The sequence below is a fragment of the Bdellovibrio sp. HCB209 genome, assembly GCF_047306065.1.
GTDB lineage: Bacteria > Bdellovibrionota > Bdellovibrionia > Bdellovibrionales > Bdellovibrionaceae > Bdellovibrio.
The window spans coordinates 73,834-89,941 of the sequence record NZ_CP178618.1; the positions used below are offsets into that span (position 1 = coordinate 73,834).

The following is a 16,108-nucleotide window of genomic DNA, read 5'->3' on the forward strand; positions in this document are numbered from 1 at the left end:
TGTCCCCTCGTACTAAAAGCATAGATTTTCTTTGGGGACCGTCAACGGGTTTGTTATGCTCCTGGAAATTTATAAAGGAAAACCTCAATGGCACATCTTATAGATATTATTTTGCACCTTGATCAGCACCTTGTTCAGTGGATGGCGTACTTTGGTCCATGGATCTATGTGATCATGTTCTTGGTTATTTTCTGCGAAACAGGTTTGGTTGTGACGCCGTTCTTGCCAGGTGACTCTTTGTTGTTTGCATTGGGTGCGCTTACGACTGTTGAGGGTGGTTTGAATCTTTGGATTCTTTTGATCTCTCTGACTATCGCAGGAATCTTAGGTGATACGGTTAACTACCATATTGGTAAGTATCTGGGGCCGAAGGTTTTCGATGTCGATAGCCGCTTCTTTAAAAAACAATATTTGATCGACACACAAAACTTTTATGACAAATGGGGAGCATTCACTATCGTGGCTGCGCGCTTTGCTCCGATCGTAAGAACTTTTGCTCCGTTTGTTGCTGGTATCGGTAGCATGCAGTACAGAAAATTTGTTTCATACAACGTGATCGGTGCGATCGTTTGGGTATTTATCTTTATCTTGGCAGGACACTTCTTTGGTAACTTGCCGATCGTGAAAAGAAATTTCCACATCGTTATCTTTGGTGTGATTGGGGTTTCATTGATTCCAGTTATCTGGCCGATGATTTCTTCAAGACTAAAAAAGGCCTAAGCGGCCTTTTTTAGAAGTTTCTTAAGATCTGTATTTGTCTCAAAGAACACAGGATCGGCAGATTTATAATGATCTGCCAAGTGTTTGACCACGAAGCTTCCGCTTGCACGGAACAGTGGATTTTTAGACTCCAAGAACTCGTGGAGTTTCTTAGCCAACTCACCATCAAAATTTTGTCTGCCAGTCACTAGCAATGCATCTGCCGACACACGGTTGTGACTTGCATAGATATACTGACGAAGGAAGCTAACGTCTCGAGCCAGATCACCCAGGACGACGATTGTATTTGCTTGAGTGCGTGGATCTTTGTGCTCCAAGCATTTTTCAAGTACCGCTAACAATGAGCTTTCCACAAACGCATGCGGGATAAGATTCGATGCTAATGACACAGTCGAAGCCAACACTTTATCAGAGATGTCTTTTTGCATATTAAGCTTATGAGCAGTCTCTAAAAGTCTTTCAAACGCAGCTACTTGTTGGAGGCTTGTCTGATTGATTTTGAATGTTTTAAGAACCGAGAATACGCGGAAGAAGCTGATCTCGTCTTTTTCTTGCAGTGACTTTTCAAGGAATCGATAGATGCAGATCAAATCACTGTCGCTACGATAGTAAGTGAGTTTTTCAAGTTGATGACGACCTAGCAGGCGATCAATGGAGGAGAACTCAGTAACTTTGCAAAGTGTCGCTGGCGTAGAGAAACCTTTAAGCATAGTGCTCTTAGTTTCTGCGATTGTGCACAGATCACTAACGGAAGGGCTTGCCTCACTATAGAAAGTGATAGAGCTATGCGCTTTATCGTCAACCTGGCTCAGCAAACGAGCCGACTCAATCAATGGCAATCCAGAAAGACCGTAGCCTGAATCTTGCGGCACAAAGCGAATCTTACCGATGACGAAAGATCCCTTCACTTTAAAATAGTGATCTGCACCTGATGGCAGGTTTTCTTCGATGTCTTGTGCGATTTCAAAGATCGCGCGCAAACAAGCTAAAGACATCGCTTGAGAGTTCACACCTTGGGATTCTTTAACGTGGAATACGATTTCATCGCCCACATATTGATAAATCAAACCATTGTAGCGTTCGATGATTTCGCGCGAACGGATGAAGTACTGATTCATCATATCGCTGACGTATTCATCCTTTTTGTCTAAGAAAATCTGTGTATATCCATTCAGATCGACACGCACCATAGAAGTTTGGAATGCGTAAGGTGCTTTTCTGCCAGATTTAATTTCGTGCATAATCGCTGGCGTTAAAGTCTCAGTATAAACTTTGTTTTCGTAAGCCAGAGTTCTTTGTGTAGCCTCGTAAGTTTGTGCCGCGTGAAGAAGTGTAGCGCCCTCTTTAGAAAGAGAACGGATCTTACCCATTTTTTCGCGATCTCTCGAGGAAAGAATCTTAGTTAGATCGATGATGTCTTTTAAGAATAACCAAACGATCAACGACAGGAACGCAGTTACAGAAACTAGGTCGCGCAAGATCATGCCTTTATAGTCCCAGGCAGTTTGCATGATGATGCGGGATTTGTTTTGGAAGACCCCCACTGTTAAGCGGTAATCCATGATTTTGATTGTGCGGAACGCGATATTCGAAGTTGCTAGGATCTGATTGAAGACTTTGTAGTCAGCGTTGATGCTTTCAACGTCACCATTGTTATTGTGAAAGCTCAAAACGTCGCTGTTCTTTTGTAGAATATAGAAGTGAATTAGATTTAGCTCGCGTGCTTTATCAAGATTGGCTTTTACTAAATCTGTATTGTCAGAAACGAGCGCAGAAATTTGACTGTCTTCAACGAAAGTCATTTGCGCGTGTTTTGTTTCAATCACTTGCTCAGTCATCTCAGCAACGTTGAAATAAAATTGAGTCGCAGTGATGCCCACGTAGCAAACCCAGAAAGTTGCTACGATCAAGAGCACCATTGATTTGTTGCGTTTCACTTTAGACAACAAAAGTAATCTCCTTAAAAGATTTCGACTACAAATTGTTTATCGGGTCATTAAGGAAACAACTTAAGTGCTTGTTTTCTCGAGGCTTCTTTTTTTGAGAGAAATATGAGGGAACAGTCCGATTGGATCGAACATTTCTCTTATCTTTGGCGGATGAATCTGTCGCCGTTATCTAAATATATGACGGCTCCATTGCTTGAACCCCAGCGTCCACCATTCATATCAATGATCGTAATTTGGTTGTCGGAGAGCTCGCTTTGGAAGCTTGAGTCTCGTAATTTCTTACGTGTTTCCGAATAGTTACTGTCTACCAGTGTACTCATCAGTTCACGTCTTTGTTCAGGTGAACCTTTGTTCGTGGAGGAGGCTGGTGCGCGTGAAGCTGAGTTTGCGGCTCGATTTCTTGAGGCATTCCTTGAATTGGATCCTCCGCCACTGGCGCTACTGCCGACAGAACTTGTATCCATACTTAATGAAGCGGAGCCCGTTGATCCGGTTGCGATATTATCGCCTCCGCCGGATGATCCTGCGGGTCCTCGTCTTGTGCTGCCTGAAACTTCAGATGCGGAAGCTGGACCACGGGCGTTGTTTGCAGCTTGAGTGCCGCGATCAACTCCTGCGGATGTATCAGTTTGATATTGGTATTGAGTTGCGCCTCGCGTGTTGGCGCCTGATCTTGAATTGCTATTCGTTCGCGATCCTTGAGTTTTAGTTAGATCGATTTCTTCAGCGATGTATTCGTCTTTACCAACTCCACTAGAGGAATCGGCTTTGTATCTTCCATGTCGAGATTGATAGCGTTCACGAGTTGAAGATCTGTCGGAAGCGCGAGATCCGCTGCTTACTTCAGAGTCTCCTGAGTAGCTTGATGAAGATGATGATGAACTTGAAGATGAGCGCGAACCCGATGAAGAAGCATAGGTCGGATTGTAACCTTGAGAGCTATCCGAAGATGAATCTGCTATAGCTGGAGTGTTCGCAGCCCCCATCACTTGGTTTGCTGTTCTGAACAGCGGTGCGCTTTCTTGAACGCTATCGCGAACGGCTTGCGCTTTGCCTTCTGGAGATTTGTCGACTTTAGCGACGTTCAGTTTCTCTGCCGATGGAACTATTGACTCGGCGTTAGTGATTTCAGATTTCATATCGATCTTAGCGCCCAAATTCTCTGTTGTACTTGCAAGTTCTCTTTTTGTTTTTTTAGATGTACTTATGGCCTCTCTAAATGTTGCGGCCTTCGTATTTGCACTTTCTTCGGCGGCAGATTTATCTAAACTTTTCTGCACTGCCTTGTTAGTTAGAATGGCAATGTTGCTCGTTCCAATTTTTTCCGAATCTTCGTTAAGGCATAGTTTTAGAATATAATCGTTTGTTTGATCGGACTTTATTCCGGATATGTGAAGGATTTCGTGTAGGAATAGAGAGACCATGGCATCAGGTTCGATAACTGGATCCTGTTTGTCAGATGGAATAAGAAATTTAATCTTTCCGTCCTCTGTCGCCTCTCCTGAAACATTGTTTTGATCAGTCAATTGGCAAGAGTAGATTTGCGCTGAGTTCCCGGTTGAAATTTTTCCTACAACCAATTTAAATTTCGCAGAAACTAGGTTCAGGTCAACATCATTAACTTTCTGAACTTTCTCTAGGCATTTAGTTATTCTCTCCGTGTTCGCGCTGAGAAGATCTCCTATACCTCCGAGATTTTCTGCAAAAACTGGATACTTATTTATATTGCAGTTCTGAGGTACTGAGTTTACCGCCGGTTTTGCCATGATAGCGGCGATATCTTGGTTTAAGGAGAATACCTTATTTTGCAACGAAGAGTTTAATCCGGTTGAGTTGCAAATTTCTTTATCGGGAGTTCCATGCATAACCTGCATTGATCTATCTTCATGATTGGTAAGAAGAAGTTTTCCGTTTATTTTATCAAATTTCTTGATTAGAACACGGTCCCGAATGAACTTAGTGATTTCTAACGTTTGAAGGGCCTTCATTTTATAGACTACATGAATTTGAGTATCTGCCTTCTTAAGAAACCATTCATCAACTGAACCGTCCAGATCTTTATCAATGCGTATATCATCATAGCCCTTATAGCTAAGAATTCTTTGAGTGACCGAAGTGTGTCGCGGATTCAAAAGCACAGCATCGAGACCCGCCGCTCTCGAGATACTAGAAGTTAAAATTATAGCAATTAAAGCTATTGAATACGTGGTTCGCATCAATTAGCTTAATCGGCGAAAAATTAAGGATAGTTTAGGCTGAGCGGCTCCACTTTGGTCTTGAATTATGAGATGGATCTATCACCGAATCGATAAATTTAAGACGATTAAGGCATGCGAACTTTGTTTCTGACCCTTATAGTAGTGATACCTTTTTATAGCTCTGCCCAAACCGCCATGAAGCTAAATGACTGGGCTGTGCCCGTTAAATTAGAAGATTTAAAATCGGCTAAAGAGAACGCAGAGATCGAGAAAAAGTTTACTCCTCCCATTACGAGCCAAGATTCTCTGGGCATTTGTTATGCTTCAGCTGCGGCTACAGTTATCAATTACGAAATGTGTAAACTTGGCAAAATTGAAGATTGTAAATCTGCGCCTGAATCCAAAAGAATTTCGTCTTTGGGAATAGCACGTTACAGTTCTGATGCAGATGCGGGCAAGCTTAAGCAAATCGATAAGAATTATAGTAAACTGGATGTCGAGAGCTTAAGAGCAAACGGCAATACCATTTTGAATGTTGCGACTCAACGAGTGATCAAGCTTCCAACTGAACAATGTTCCTCTTTAGATAGGGTTCTATCTAAGAATCCCGTGCTTTCGAACACGGAAGTAAAAGGGGCACAGGCGGCCATATGGGAAAGCTTGAAAAGTGACTACGATAACTACCGTAAGGCCATTGCAGATAAGTGTGATGAGTGTGCATCCAAGTATTATGAGTCCGCGAAGGAGACGGTTAGCAAAAATTTAAAGATTGAAGAGGATCAAAAGGTTGATTCCAAATTGAGAAATGACTCTGTGAAGGTCCTTCAGGCCTTCCAAAGAGATTCGTATGCCGGTGCTCTAAACGCTCTTTTATATCCTGAGGAGTGTAGTAAATCGGCAATACCATTTGCTGGTTACGGCAAGACCGACGTCGAATCTTTTCCGGTCGACCCGGCGGGTGTAACCTCGGGTCAAATGTTAGATGAGATCAAAAAAGTGTTACAAAAGAAACAGCCAGTACTTCTCGAAGATATATGTGTTGCTGATTGCGATAGTAAGGATCCCAAAAACCCTCCGAAAACTCATGCGGTTGTAGTGGCAGGATACAGAAAAATCTGTTCAAAGAAAGATCCCACTAGGTGTAGGACAGCTCTTAAGGTAATCAACAGCTATGGAGCTTCGTGGCAAAAAGCTAATAGTGATGGGTGGATTGAGTCAGAACCGCTTCTGGGATCGGTAAGAATAAGCAATGCATCAATGAGTTGGCTTTCACCAAGGCCTTAGGTCGAGTCTAGGCGAAGAAACAGGACTCCAATCGAGGTGTTTAATTGGAGAGAATAGAGGGATGAAGTACTTTTCATTCCTCTTTTTATTTTTGTCGTTATCGCTTTTCACTTCTTGTGCGACACAGGAAAAACAAATCCCTCGTGATATTGCCTCACTTCAATCGTCGGGTGCGATGGAGGGGATTTGGTTTATCCAAGGGACGAGTTCAACTCGTGGCCCTTACAATGGCGAACTTGAATTAAGAAAATCTAGTGATGGTACTTACGATGCTATTCGTATTGTTACTTATATCAACTACTTCTATGATGGCTTGAAAGTTCAAGAGGTTTGGACCGGTAAAGCTGTCGCTGCTGGCGACACTTTGGTTTTAAGTTATGATCTGCGCCAAGGTGATTTCATTACTAAGCTGGGTGGCGATAAACGCGATCCTAACGAATTCAAAAATCCGATCAATGTTGTCACTCGTTTCGTGGCTACTGATAAGGGTTTGGCGTCTCAATACTCCGATAAAAAAGTTTCAAATTATACAGAGTGGATCACGACTCGCAGAAATCTTGAAGCCCGTCCTTTATGGATCAATCTAAGAACCAATTTGGATGCTCGCGGACCAGATGTTCCTTGGGCTGTTCGTAAGGTGATTGATATTTTTAAAAGAGACGTTGGCTACCACAAAGATCCTTTTGTTCAGTCGTTCAAAAATCGCAAAGAATTTAAAGATGAACGCCCGTTCATCGTATTTGATCCAACGGACTATGAATTCTATCGCACGAACAAAGACATCATCCGTGTCGTAAATAAAATCACAGATAACATCAGCATTACCGAAGCCTCTGTAAAAAGAAATGCCTACGCTCCGACCTTACATGAGAAAGCTGTGAGCTATGAAAAGAACACTGTCACTCATCACATCAATGAAATCGGCATGGTTGCTAAAGCTGATGTTGATGCCAATGGAAAGCTAATTGCATATCGTTACGATGGTGACTCTGCATTGTGGACGGGAATGTATATTGGTTCTCAGTCTATGCGCTATCTTGCAACGAAAGATCCAGAAGCACTGGCGAACGTGCGCAAATCCCTGCGTGCGATGTTCATTTTGATGGATATTACTGAAGACCCTCAAGAATTCGCGAGAACTCTGATGCCTTATCGTCCTGGCGAGCCGATTCCAAACAAGTGGCATCAAGGCAAAGGGATTTATTCCAATATGTTGTGGCTTGAGGGTGGTAACAACGACATGTTCAAGGGCCTTACTCATTCCATGATGTGGGCAAGTATGGTCATTCCTGAAAGTGATCAAGAAATGTGGTCTCACCTTCGTGATAAATCTCGTCGTTTATTGAAGCTTAGAATTTTTGATGAAAAATCTCAGAATCAAGCACCAAGCTTGGGTCTTGCGGCACTTTTAAACAAAGACGAAAAGCTGAAGGACAAATACCAGTTCGCATACACGAAGCTTCGCTGGAAACCGTCTAGCTATAGTTTGGATACGACATTCTATTGGCATGGCAGTGCTGACTGGAGTGGCGTGAACTTGGGCCTTGTCGGTGATATCACGGATATCATGGTGGCAGAACGCCTGGGTGAAACGAAAATTCGCGATCGTTTGCGTGAACGTCTGATGGATTCATGGGTCACTTACAGTCCGTCGCAACGTCACCTTTTGACGATGGTCGCTTTTGGTTTCGCGTATTCGCAAGGAACTCGTGGCGACAATTTCAGAAAAGAAAGCAGCGATATCAAGTTCATGAGTGCTGTGAATAACGCCGCTTGGGGGCTTCGCGAGATCCCTTACCCTCGCCCGAACTTAGATGTATCTATCGATCATTCTTTAAGACCAGATTGGTGTATTTCTCCGATTCCACGTTTGTTCTGGAAAGCTCTTAAGAAGCCGGAACCTCCGAATGAGTACTTCTATCAGGGGCTATACAACTACCCGGTCTTTGAGCACCAGGCATTTACATCGAACTTTGTATGGAAAGACACCGCGTTTGGCTTTAAAGACAGCCATAGTCGTGGATCAGAGAATGCAGGAGTCGATTATCTTTATGCCTATTGGCTGGCGAGATACGTGGGCGTCCCACACGTCGAATAGTATGTGGATAACACTGTGTGGGTTGTGGAAAACAGCCCACCACTAGAGATTTTTTTCAAATACCTGCCCATTCCTAAGAATGATTGAAAATTCCGCTCAGGGGAGTTAAGAATCCCCTATGAAAAAGACTGGCAGAGACGCAAAAGAACTTAAGAATTTCGCTTTGGGTGAAGCCCAAACAACATACTCTCAAACTTACTCACCGGAAGTTTTAGAAGCTTTTGATAATAAGAATCCAGGCAAGATTGCTTGGACAACTTTTATCTGCACAGAGTTCACATCTCTTTGTCCAAAAACAGGCCAACCTGATTTCGCGAAAGTTTTCATTAACTACATCGCAGATAAAAAAATGGTCGAATCAAAGTCTTTGAAATTGTACCTTTTCAGTTTCCGTAATCACGGTGATTTCCACGAAGACTGCATTCAAACAATTTGCGATGACTTGGTTAAACTTATGAAGCCGAAGTACATCGAGGTTGTCGGTGAGTTTACTCCGCGCGGTGGTATTGCGATCTTCCCTTATGCAAGTTACGCTTGTAAGGACAAGTTCTATCAGGACTTGTGGAAAAAACGTCTGAGTGAGTTCGCTCCTGGCAAATACGGTATGGAGTTGAGCAAGCTCTACTAAAGAGGGCTTATGGCAAAAAATCTTCCCCAAGAACTTACGAAGCTTGTTGATTGGTCAGTAACGGAATTGGGGAAGGTGATTGAGTTCGAAACTGGTAAATCTGGTTTCAACCGCATCGAACGCATTCGTAAATATATTAAATCGCCCGCTGCAAAATCTTTGAAGGGCCTGCAGAAATTAAAGCAGGAACTCTCATCTCTCCCAGAACCAGAACAATATCAAATTGCCCATGCCTTTACTTTGATGCTTGAGTTGATCAATTCCTGTGAGGCCGCCTATCGTACGTACCGCTTAAAGGCAGAGGATACTAATACTCTTAAGACGAAGCATGCTTATGGGCGAGTGGTTCACGTCCTGACTGCGCATCCAACAGAGTCACGCAATCCCAATGCACTTTACTATTTTAAGAAAATTCAAAAACTCCTAGAGCGGCGTTTGGAAAAGCACGCAGACACTGATTCCAGTGAGCTGAATGCTCTGTTAAAGTGGGCGTGGCATATTCCAATGTCAAAGCAACGTAAGCCATCCGTTATGGACGAGGCTGAATATATCTATAGCCTTGCTTTGCAGGATGAAATCATTAACCTGTATATTCAGCAAAGAGCAGAGAAGCATCCGTTTTATATTCGCACGTGGGTCGGTGGCGATAAAGATGGCCATCCGGGCGTAAATGACAAAACCATGCTTCAGAGCTTAAATATGTCTCGAGGCTTCTTGATAAAGTGGTTGCACGGCACGCTTAAGGAGTACTCCGCAGATCTTCATCCGCAACGTGCCGAAGAATTAAAAAAACAAACGAAGCAAGTGTTAGCGTCTATCGCGAAAGTTCGAAGAATTGCTAATGACGATGCAGCGAAACTACATCGCATGAAGGATGCTTTTGTAAAGCTCATGAAATTGCAGATTGCTCAATTTGGCATTGAGTCGGAAGCGTTAATTCGTATAGAAACTTTTTTGAATGTATTTCCGGGTTTGGTTGTTCCATTAGAAATTCGCGAAGACAGTTCGTTAGTTCATGAGGCCGTCGATCAACCCAGTAAAAAGAGTGCGATTTCAAAAATGATTAAAGCACTCGCTCGTATTTCTCCAAACCATGATCCAAAATTCTATGTGCGGGGATTTGTTTTAAGTAACTGTGAGTCTGTGGCAGATATAGAAGCCGGGATGACCCTAACGAAAATGCATTTAGGTGATTATCGTCTTCCGGTTGTTCCATTATTCGAGAGCGCCCACTCGCTTTCTGATTGCAAGGCGATCGTGTCTGAATTTTTAGAAAAGCAGAAAAACAAAACCGTTGTTAAAAACAAATGGTCTCGCAAGTTTGAGGTGATGCTTGGTTACTCGGATTCCTCAAAGGAAAACGGTGCGTTTGCATCTCGCTATTTGATTAAGGAAGCGCTTACTCAGTTAGAAAAACTTATTCTTTCCTATGATCTGATTCCTATTTTCTTTCACGGATCGGGCGGCAGCATCGAGCGCGGTGGTGGATCTGTTGAGGAGCAAACAGCTTGGTGGCCTCGCAGTGCTTTAGATACCGTTAAAATGACGGTTCAAGGTGAAATGATTTATCGCAATTACACCTCTGCGGAAATATTAGATCGTCAGCTAGACAGAATCATGATGGCCCGTGATAGCAAGATTTCGAATCGACGCAAGCGCATCAATCCAGCTATCGATAAAGCTCTTAAAAAAATGGCGGACTCGACAAAGGCCAGCTACCAAGAAACACTTCGTGAGCCCGATTTCTTGCATATGATTGAGCTTGCAACTCCGTATGCCTATCTAAAGGATCTTAGAATGGGGTCTCGTCCCTCTAAGCGACAAGGGCCTGTTCAGTTAAAAAGTCTACGCGCAATTCCGTGGGTATTGTGCTGGACACAAACAAGAGCTCTATTCCCAACATGGTGGGGAGTTGGAAAGTTTTGGAAAAGCTTAAGTGCTTCGGAAAAAGCGCTCTATAGAAAAGCCTTTCAACAGTCTGAGGTTTTCAGCTCCTATGTTAAAGCCCTGGGCTTTACCCTTGAGAAAGCTGATCTGAATATTTTCTCCCTGTACTTGTCAGAATCGAAACTAAGCGAAGAGTTACAGCAAAAATATCTGAAGGAGTTCCATTCAGAATTCAATGCCTGTAAAAAGGCCGTGCGAGAGATCACTGGTGATAGGAATCTCCTATGGTACCGTCCGTGGTTGGCTAAGAGTATTTCTCTCCGATCTCCTCTCATTCACCCACTCAATATCTTGCAACTTATCGCTCTTAAAGAGCGCAATGTCTTGCTATTGCGAGAGACTGTCACAGGGGTCGCTAGTGGTATGCTAACCACCGGGTAAGCCCTATCCGGGCCAGTGTATATATCTTATACACACCCAGGGGGCTGCTCTCGAATAGGATTCAGATGAAAGAGGTCCAAATCTTGTAATGAAGTTCAGGGAATTTCATTTATCGAACCAAAGGACCTTAACATGCTTAAGCAATCTATTCGCGGTGTTCTGACTCTATCAATTCTTCTAGCTAGCCAGGCTTCCTTTGCGGGCCTTAGCCTTAAGCAAGTTGAAGAGTGTATTTCTAACGAAATGGAACTGGTTCGCGTGGTTCCTCCTTTGAAGGCAGAGTTTTTACACCTAGAGCGCCAAGGTTCGGTTGCTGAAATCATCAATATGCTTAAATCAAACTCTGAGGATCTTGAGATGCTTGATGCGAAAGAGCTTGCAGGGTCTCATGGCAAAGCTTTGCAAAAAGAAATCGGTGAGCTGAATGCCGTTTTGGAAGAGTCTAAAACTTGCCAAGAGGCGCGCACGTCAATGCTTAAGTTCGCAAATGTGTACGATAAAAGACCCCTATTATCTTTGAGTGTTTTCTTTGAAAAAGACGAGCACAACGTTTCTGAATTGGCAGAGTGGAATGCTGGTGCCAAGGAGTCATTGAAAGCTGCTGGCTACAGTAAGGCATTGGCCTCTTTCAATGCGGAACAACAGCCAGGTTTGAGTTTGTTGTTGGTTTCCGGTGAAACAACATCAGTTCTGAATGAACAGTTTGTTCTAGGTCGTGACAACACGATGAGATCTGCATTGATCGCTATCGTTGGTGATGATGCTCCCGCAGGTGTTCTTGAGCGCAGACTTGCAGAAAAAATGCGTAAAGAGTCTTTAAAGAAAATGGAAGATACTTTACGCTCTGCCCGCGAATTTGTTCGCAGATAATTTTATATTCTTAAAACTAAATACTATCAGCCGAGCGCAAAGCTCGGTTGTTAGCAAAAGCCCCACCCAATACAGGTCAATTAACCTTGGTTGATCTCTAAAATGATTCGACCATTCCGACGCCCACGGTATAAACGCAAACTGTACAAAATAACAAAGACCGAAATATTTATTCCAAGCTAAATCTGAAATGAAACGCATCCATGAGAACTGTCCTAGGTATTCGTTAACGACAGTTAGACATGATAGTCGTATCCAAATAGCAATCACTAAAAACCTGCTCCAGAAAAACCAGAGACTGCCGGAGAAAACGTAATAATAAAATCCTGTTCGGGAGATGTTGATATCTGGATTCATTGGGAATATGGCAACTAGGAGGGCCGCAGCCCCAAGTAAAATCCAATGTTCATTTTTAAACCCATGGAAAACCCAAGACTCCTTGAGAGTGTCGCGAATAATTCGTCCCGTACAGAATCCTAGCAGAGGAATAGCAAGCCAAGGCAGTAGTCCCCACCCGATTGTGGTGTTAACGTCTAAATCTCCGATCAGCATTTGTTGAGCGAATGGATTTAGACCCTCTTTCAGGGATTGATACATTTCAATCGGTATCAGCAGAATAAAAATCGAGAGAACACTTAAGCCAATTAGAACTTTGCGATTCTTTGGAATAAACTGAACCGCCAGAAGGCTTATTAATAAGTAGGCATAGAGATTCCAGCTCCATGTGTGCACATCTGAAATATCAGTTTGGTCATGTGCTGCCATACCCAATAGACCGACTGTTACTAATAGATAGCGTTGCCAGTTCAAATTCTTATGAGAGTGACCTATTAAGAAAAACGAAACGATCGCCAGGATAATTCCCGAGTATCCCCAGTAATTCAGAAAGAACGGTGTAAGCAGTCCAAACACGGATTCGCCAGCGGAGAAAAGCATCTTGTCGTCGCCAAATGAGGATTCCCACACGTGATAAAACGTAACTACCAAAATCGCACACGAGCGAAGTAAATCTAAGGCATAGTAACGTTGAGCCTTCATTCCCACATCCTTGGCAGCTGTGGTTTGAAAAGTGTATTCACCAGGCTTCTATCAGCTTCGGGCAATTCAACAGCTTTATACCCTGCTGGCAATGAGGAAGTAGGATTGCTCATTGAACTGTTCGTCGCATAAATAAAGCTCTCTGCACCTTCATAGGCAATGACCGTAGAAAACGGCACAGACTTCAAGGTCGAATTGATAACTGCGGCACTTTCATTTGTTGGAAAATCAAAAACGATAAATCCTTCGGGACTGAGGCGGTTCTTTACGATGCTATAGAACTCAAGGCTATACAATTTGGACAACTCGACACTGTAAGGATATGGGAAGTCCAAGAAAACTGCGTCCCAAGTGCGCTTGCTGCCTCGAAGAAAATGAAAGGCATCGTCAGTGATGATCTCAGCACGAGGATTCGTCAGGGAGTTTTCACTGAGATCTCTCCAGCGGCGATCGGTTTTAGCTAACTCCAAAACCATGGGATCTAATTCCACCAGAGTAATTTCCGTATCATTGGGGAATCTCTTCAATGCATCCCTCAGCAACAACCCGTCACCAGCTCCTAAAATAAGAATTTTTTTAGGCGTGGATTTGGTCAGATTCATTGCCCCAGTTAAGAAAGCATCATGATAGGACTTTTCATATCGCGAATCGAATTGAAATTGTCCGTTCAACCAAAGACTAAAGAACGGACCTTTTTCATCGCGGCCATCGACAAGGTCAATCGCTTGATAGTGACTTAGATGGCGAGTGACTTTAATCGATTTATTGATCTCACTCGCATAGTCGCGAATATCAGACCATTGGGAAACTGATTTTGGGTATTCGCCATAATAACGAATACGCAATGACAGCTGTTGTAGAGGTGATTGGATAAAGGCAAAGACAATTACAAAAACAAATGCTGACGTAGTAATTCTTTGTAGTCTTTTGGTGGATTCAGATTGCACAGAGAGATAGAGGCAGATCCCGCCACTAAGAAGTGCGATGAGTATGGCGCTGCCGTATACTTCTAATCTTGGAATTAGAATCAGTGGAACAACTATCGAAGCTCCTAAAGCTCCGAAATAGCTAAATGCGAGGATCTGATTCAAGTGACTCTGGTTGTTTTCCTCCGCACGTAAACGGAAAAGCAAAGGAGTTTCAAATCCCGTCAGGAATCCTAGTGACAGAGAGAGTGTTCCTGCAAGCAGAACGAAAATCATCATCAAAGGACCAGCTGGCAGTTTAGTTCCAAAAAATTCGACGAGTTCTAAGCTCGGAACAAAGAAGAGGTAAGTAACTACCATTGGTGCAACTGCGCCAAGTGCCATCAGCATAAGTTCCACATTGATCAGACTAGATAGAGGATCTTTGGCTTTGGAGGACTTACGGCTGCCTAATCCGATGCCGTAAATAAACAGAGCTGAAGATAAGCAAAAACCTATGATTTCTTCTTGAAGGAAAACGGCAAAGGTCTTTGCCATCAAGCTTTGATAGGCAAATCCACAGAAGGACAGTGCAAAGGAGAGAAGCTTTAATTTGCGATGATCCATCTTGCGATTTGCTCCTCGTAAATTAAAAGATTCTGACTAAAAATCCAGGCGGCCACCACGAACAACACTAGCACGGTGGGCATTTCGATTTTTCGGATCTTGCTGTCTTGATATCCCCAGAGTAATCCACACACTAGAGCCAACCCCAGATTTCCCATGGCCAACCACAAGTTTGTGTGAAGAGTTCCGAACTGGCGATTTAAAAACAAAGCGAAAATAATTCCCGCTGCAAACATGCCAACGTAATCAGTGAATAGAGCCTGTTCATTCTTTTCTTCAGATAAAGACTCTGAGTGCATGATTCTCATCAATAGAGGCAGCTCCATACCAGATAGGAAGCCAATCGCGGAGATCATGACATAGCTGATAAGTGCTGATGCAGGTTTTAGATTGATATCCGAATAGACGAGGATGAATGGCGAAGCCAAAGCACAAATGGAAAGTGCAACTTCGATCCAGATAAAAGATCTTTTAGCATTTAATTTGATCGGTGCGAGATACGCTCCGGCACCCATGGCAGCAATGTAGATTCCTGTGGTGACAGTGTACTGCTGAACGACGTTGCCCCATAGGACAGACAAAATATTTGCGATAACCAGTTCATAGGCATAGCTACAAAATGCCGTAATAAATATTAAGAGCAAAATAAAACGAAAGCGAAGGTCGCTTTTCATCTAGTTGTAGCCTTGGGTCGTCGTCGCTGGTTTTGTGAATAGGTATGTTTGTCGAACTAAGTCAGTGCTGGCGCAGTTAATACCTTTTCTTACACAAAAAGAAACTTTCAAACACTGGAAAGGATTAGTCGCGGCAGTATCGCACGTGGGAGCTTCAGGTGCATTTCTCACCGATGTATTGATTGGGATGCTATTTGTTGGCAGTGACGCCGCAGTGGGAAGAGCTGGAGTGAAAACTTCCAAATTGGCATTGGCAACTGGGAACGAAAGTTCTTTGATAACCTCGTGAGTCGCTTGAAGGAAAATATCCCATTGTTCGGAAGTATTTTTCGGAGGGGCCTCATAAGCCACCATCCATTCATTAGGACTTAATATACTAACTTGAAGGTTGGAGGCCTCAATGCAAATATCTGCACCGGCATTCAGTGTTCTTTTGGAACAAACTCCTGATGAAGATTCCCAGCACAAACGAACTTGCCCAGCTCCCGCTCCAATTTTCACGATTTTTCCGGGACAGCCATAGTCATCATTCGTTGCGGTTCCACCACTAGTTGGGGGTGTGTCACGAAGATAGTTAGCTTTATCGTATGCGCTTTTAAGTTCTGTTCCAAATTTCTCAATAGCCATCTCTGAGTCAAAGAACGCGCGAGTTTTGTCGTAGCTTTTATTTAAGACACCCATCTTGGAAACGATACCGACAATGATGATGCCCACGACGACAGCGATGGTGATAACCAACATAGCGCCTGCGAAACCACGATTGGAGCTAATTTGTTTGGGCAACATAAA

General features: G+C 43.3%; 12 protein-coding genes. 6 read left to right on the forward strand and 6 right to left on the reverse strand.

Features of this window, described 5'->3' with window-relative positions; all coding sequences use genetic code 11:
* Positions 1-87: 87 nt before the first annotated feature.
* A complete protein-coding gene (locus ACLVWP_RS00375) occupies positions 88-720 on the forward strand; it encodes a DedA family protein (RefSeq protein ID WP_413559274.1) in 633 nt (210 codons plus the stop codon).
* On the opposite strand, the gene ACLVWP_RS00380 is transcribed toward ACLVWP_RS00375, so the two are convergent.
* A complete protein-coding gene (locus ACLVWP_RS00380) occupies positions 717-2,657 on the reverse strand; it encodes an adenylate cyclase (RefSeq protein ID WP_413561595.1) in 1,941 nt (646 codons plus the stop codon). The genes ACLVWP_RS00375 and ACLVWP_RS00380 overlap by 4 nt on opposite strands.
* A gap of 149 nt (positions 2,658-2,806) precedes the next feature.
* A complete protein-coding gene (locus ACLVWP_RS00385; RefSeq protein WP_413559275.1) occupies positions 2,807-4,801 on the reverse strand; it encodes a hypothetical protein in 1,995 nt (664 codons plus the stop codon).
* Between the two features lie 198 nt (positions 4,802-4,999).
* On the opposite strand from ACLVWP_RS00385, the gene ACLVWP_RS00390 reads away from it, so the two are divergent.
* The 5 genes from ACLVWP_RS00390 to ACLVWP_RS00410 all read left to right on the forward strand — a co-directional run bounded on the left by ACLVWP_RS00390 (position 5,000) and on the right by ACLVWP_RS00410 (position 12,075).
* On the forward strand, positions 5,000-6,151 hold the full coding sequence (locus ACLVWP_RS00390) for a hypothetical protein (RefSeq protein WP_413559276.1): 1,152 nt from the start codon (positions 5,000-5,002) through the stop codon (positions 6,149-6,151).
* Between the two features lie 61 nt (positions 6,152-6,212).
* Positions 6,213-8,249, forward strand: coding sequence for a hypothetical protein (locus ACLVWP_RS00395; RefSeq protein WP_413559277.1), 2,037 nt, complete (start codon positions 6,213-6,215; stop codon positions 8,247-8,249).
* Between the two features lie 118 nt (positions 8,250-8,367).
* Positions 8,368-8,877, forward strand: coding sequence for a preQ(1) synthase (gene queF, locus ACLVWP_RS00400; RefSeq protein ID WP_413559278.1), 510 nt, complete (start codon positions 8,368-8,370; stop codon positions 8,875-8,877).
* Between the two features lie 9 nt (positions 8,878-8,886).
* Positions 8,887-11,205 carry a phosphoenolpyruvate carboxylase gene (locus ACLVWP_RS00405; RefSeq protein WP_413559279.1) on the forward strand — a complete coding sequence of 773 codons (2,319 nt, stop codon included), beginning with the start codon at positions 8,887-8,889 and terminating at the stop codon, positions 11,203-11,205.
* 132 nt (positions 11,206-11,337) lie between these two features.
* Entirely contained in the window at positions 11,338-12,075 is a 738-nt protein-coding gene (locus tag ACLVWP_RS00410) for a hypothetical protein (RefSeq protein WP_413559280.1), read from the forward strand.
* Here ACLVWP_RS00410 and ACLVWP_RS00415 read toward each other — a convergent pair.
* Genes ACLVWP_RS00415 through ACLVWP_RS00430 form a run of 4 tightly spaced genes read right to left on the reverse strand, consistent with a single transcriptional unit; the run spans position 12,043 to position 16,105 of the window.
* Positions 12,043-13,113, reverse strand: coding sequence for a hypothetical protein (locus ACLVWP_RS00415; protein WP_413559281.1), 1,071 nt, complete (start codon positions 13,111-13,113; stop codon positions 12,043-12,045). The genes ACLVWP_RS00410 and ACLVWP_RS00415 overlap by 33 nt on opposite strands.
* Positions 13,110-14,645, reverse strand: coding sequence for a spermidine synthase (locus ACLVWP_RS00420; RefSeq protein WP_413559282.1), 1,536 nt, complete (start codon positions 14,643-14,645; stop codon positions 13,110-13,112). Before ACLVWP_RS00420 ends, ACLVWP_RS00415 begins: the two co-directional genes overlap by 4 nt.
* Positions 14,627-15,319 carry a hypothetical protein gene (locus ACLVWP_RS00425; protein ID WP_413559283.1) on the reverse strand — a complete coding sequence of 231 codons (693 nt, stop codon included), beginning with the start codon at positions 15,317-15,319 and terminating at the stop codon, positions 14,627-14,629. Before ACLVWP_RS00425 ends, ACLVWP_RS00420 begins: the two co-directional genes overlap by 19 nt.
* A complete protein-coding gene (locus ACLVWP_RS00430; RefSeq protein ID WP_413559284.1) occupies positions 15,320-16,105 on the reverse strand; it encodes a hypothetical protein in 786 nt (261 codons plus the stop codon).
* Positions 16,106-16,108: the final 3 nt, after the last annotated feature.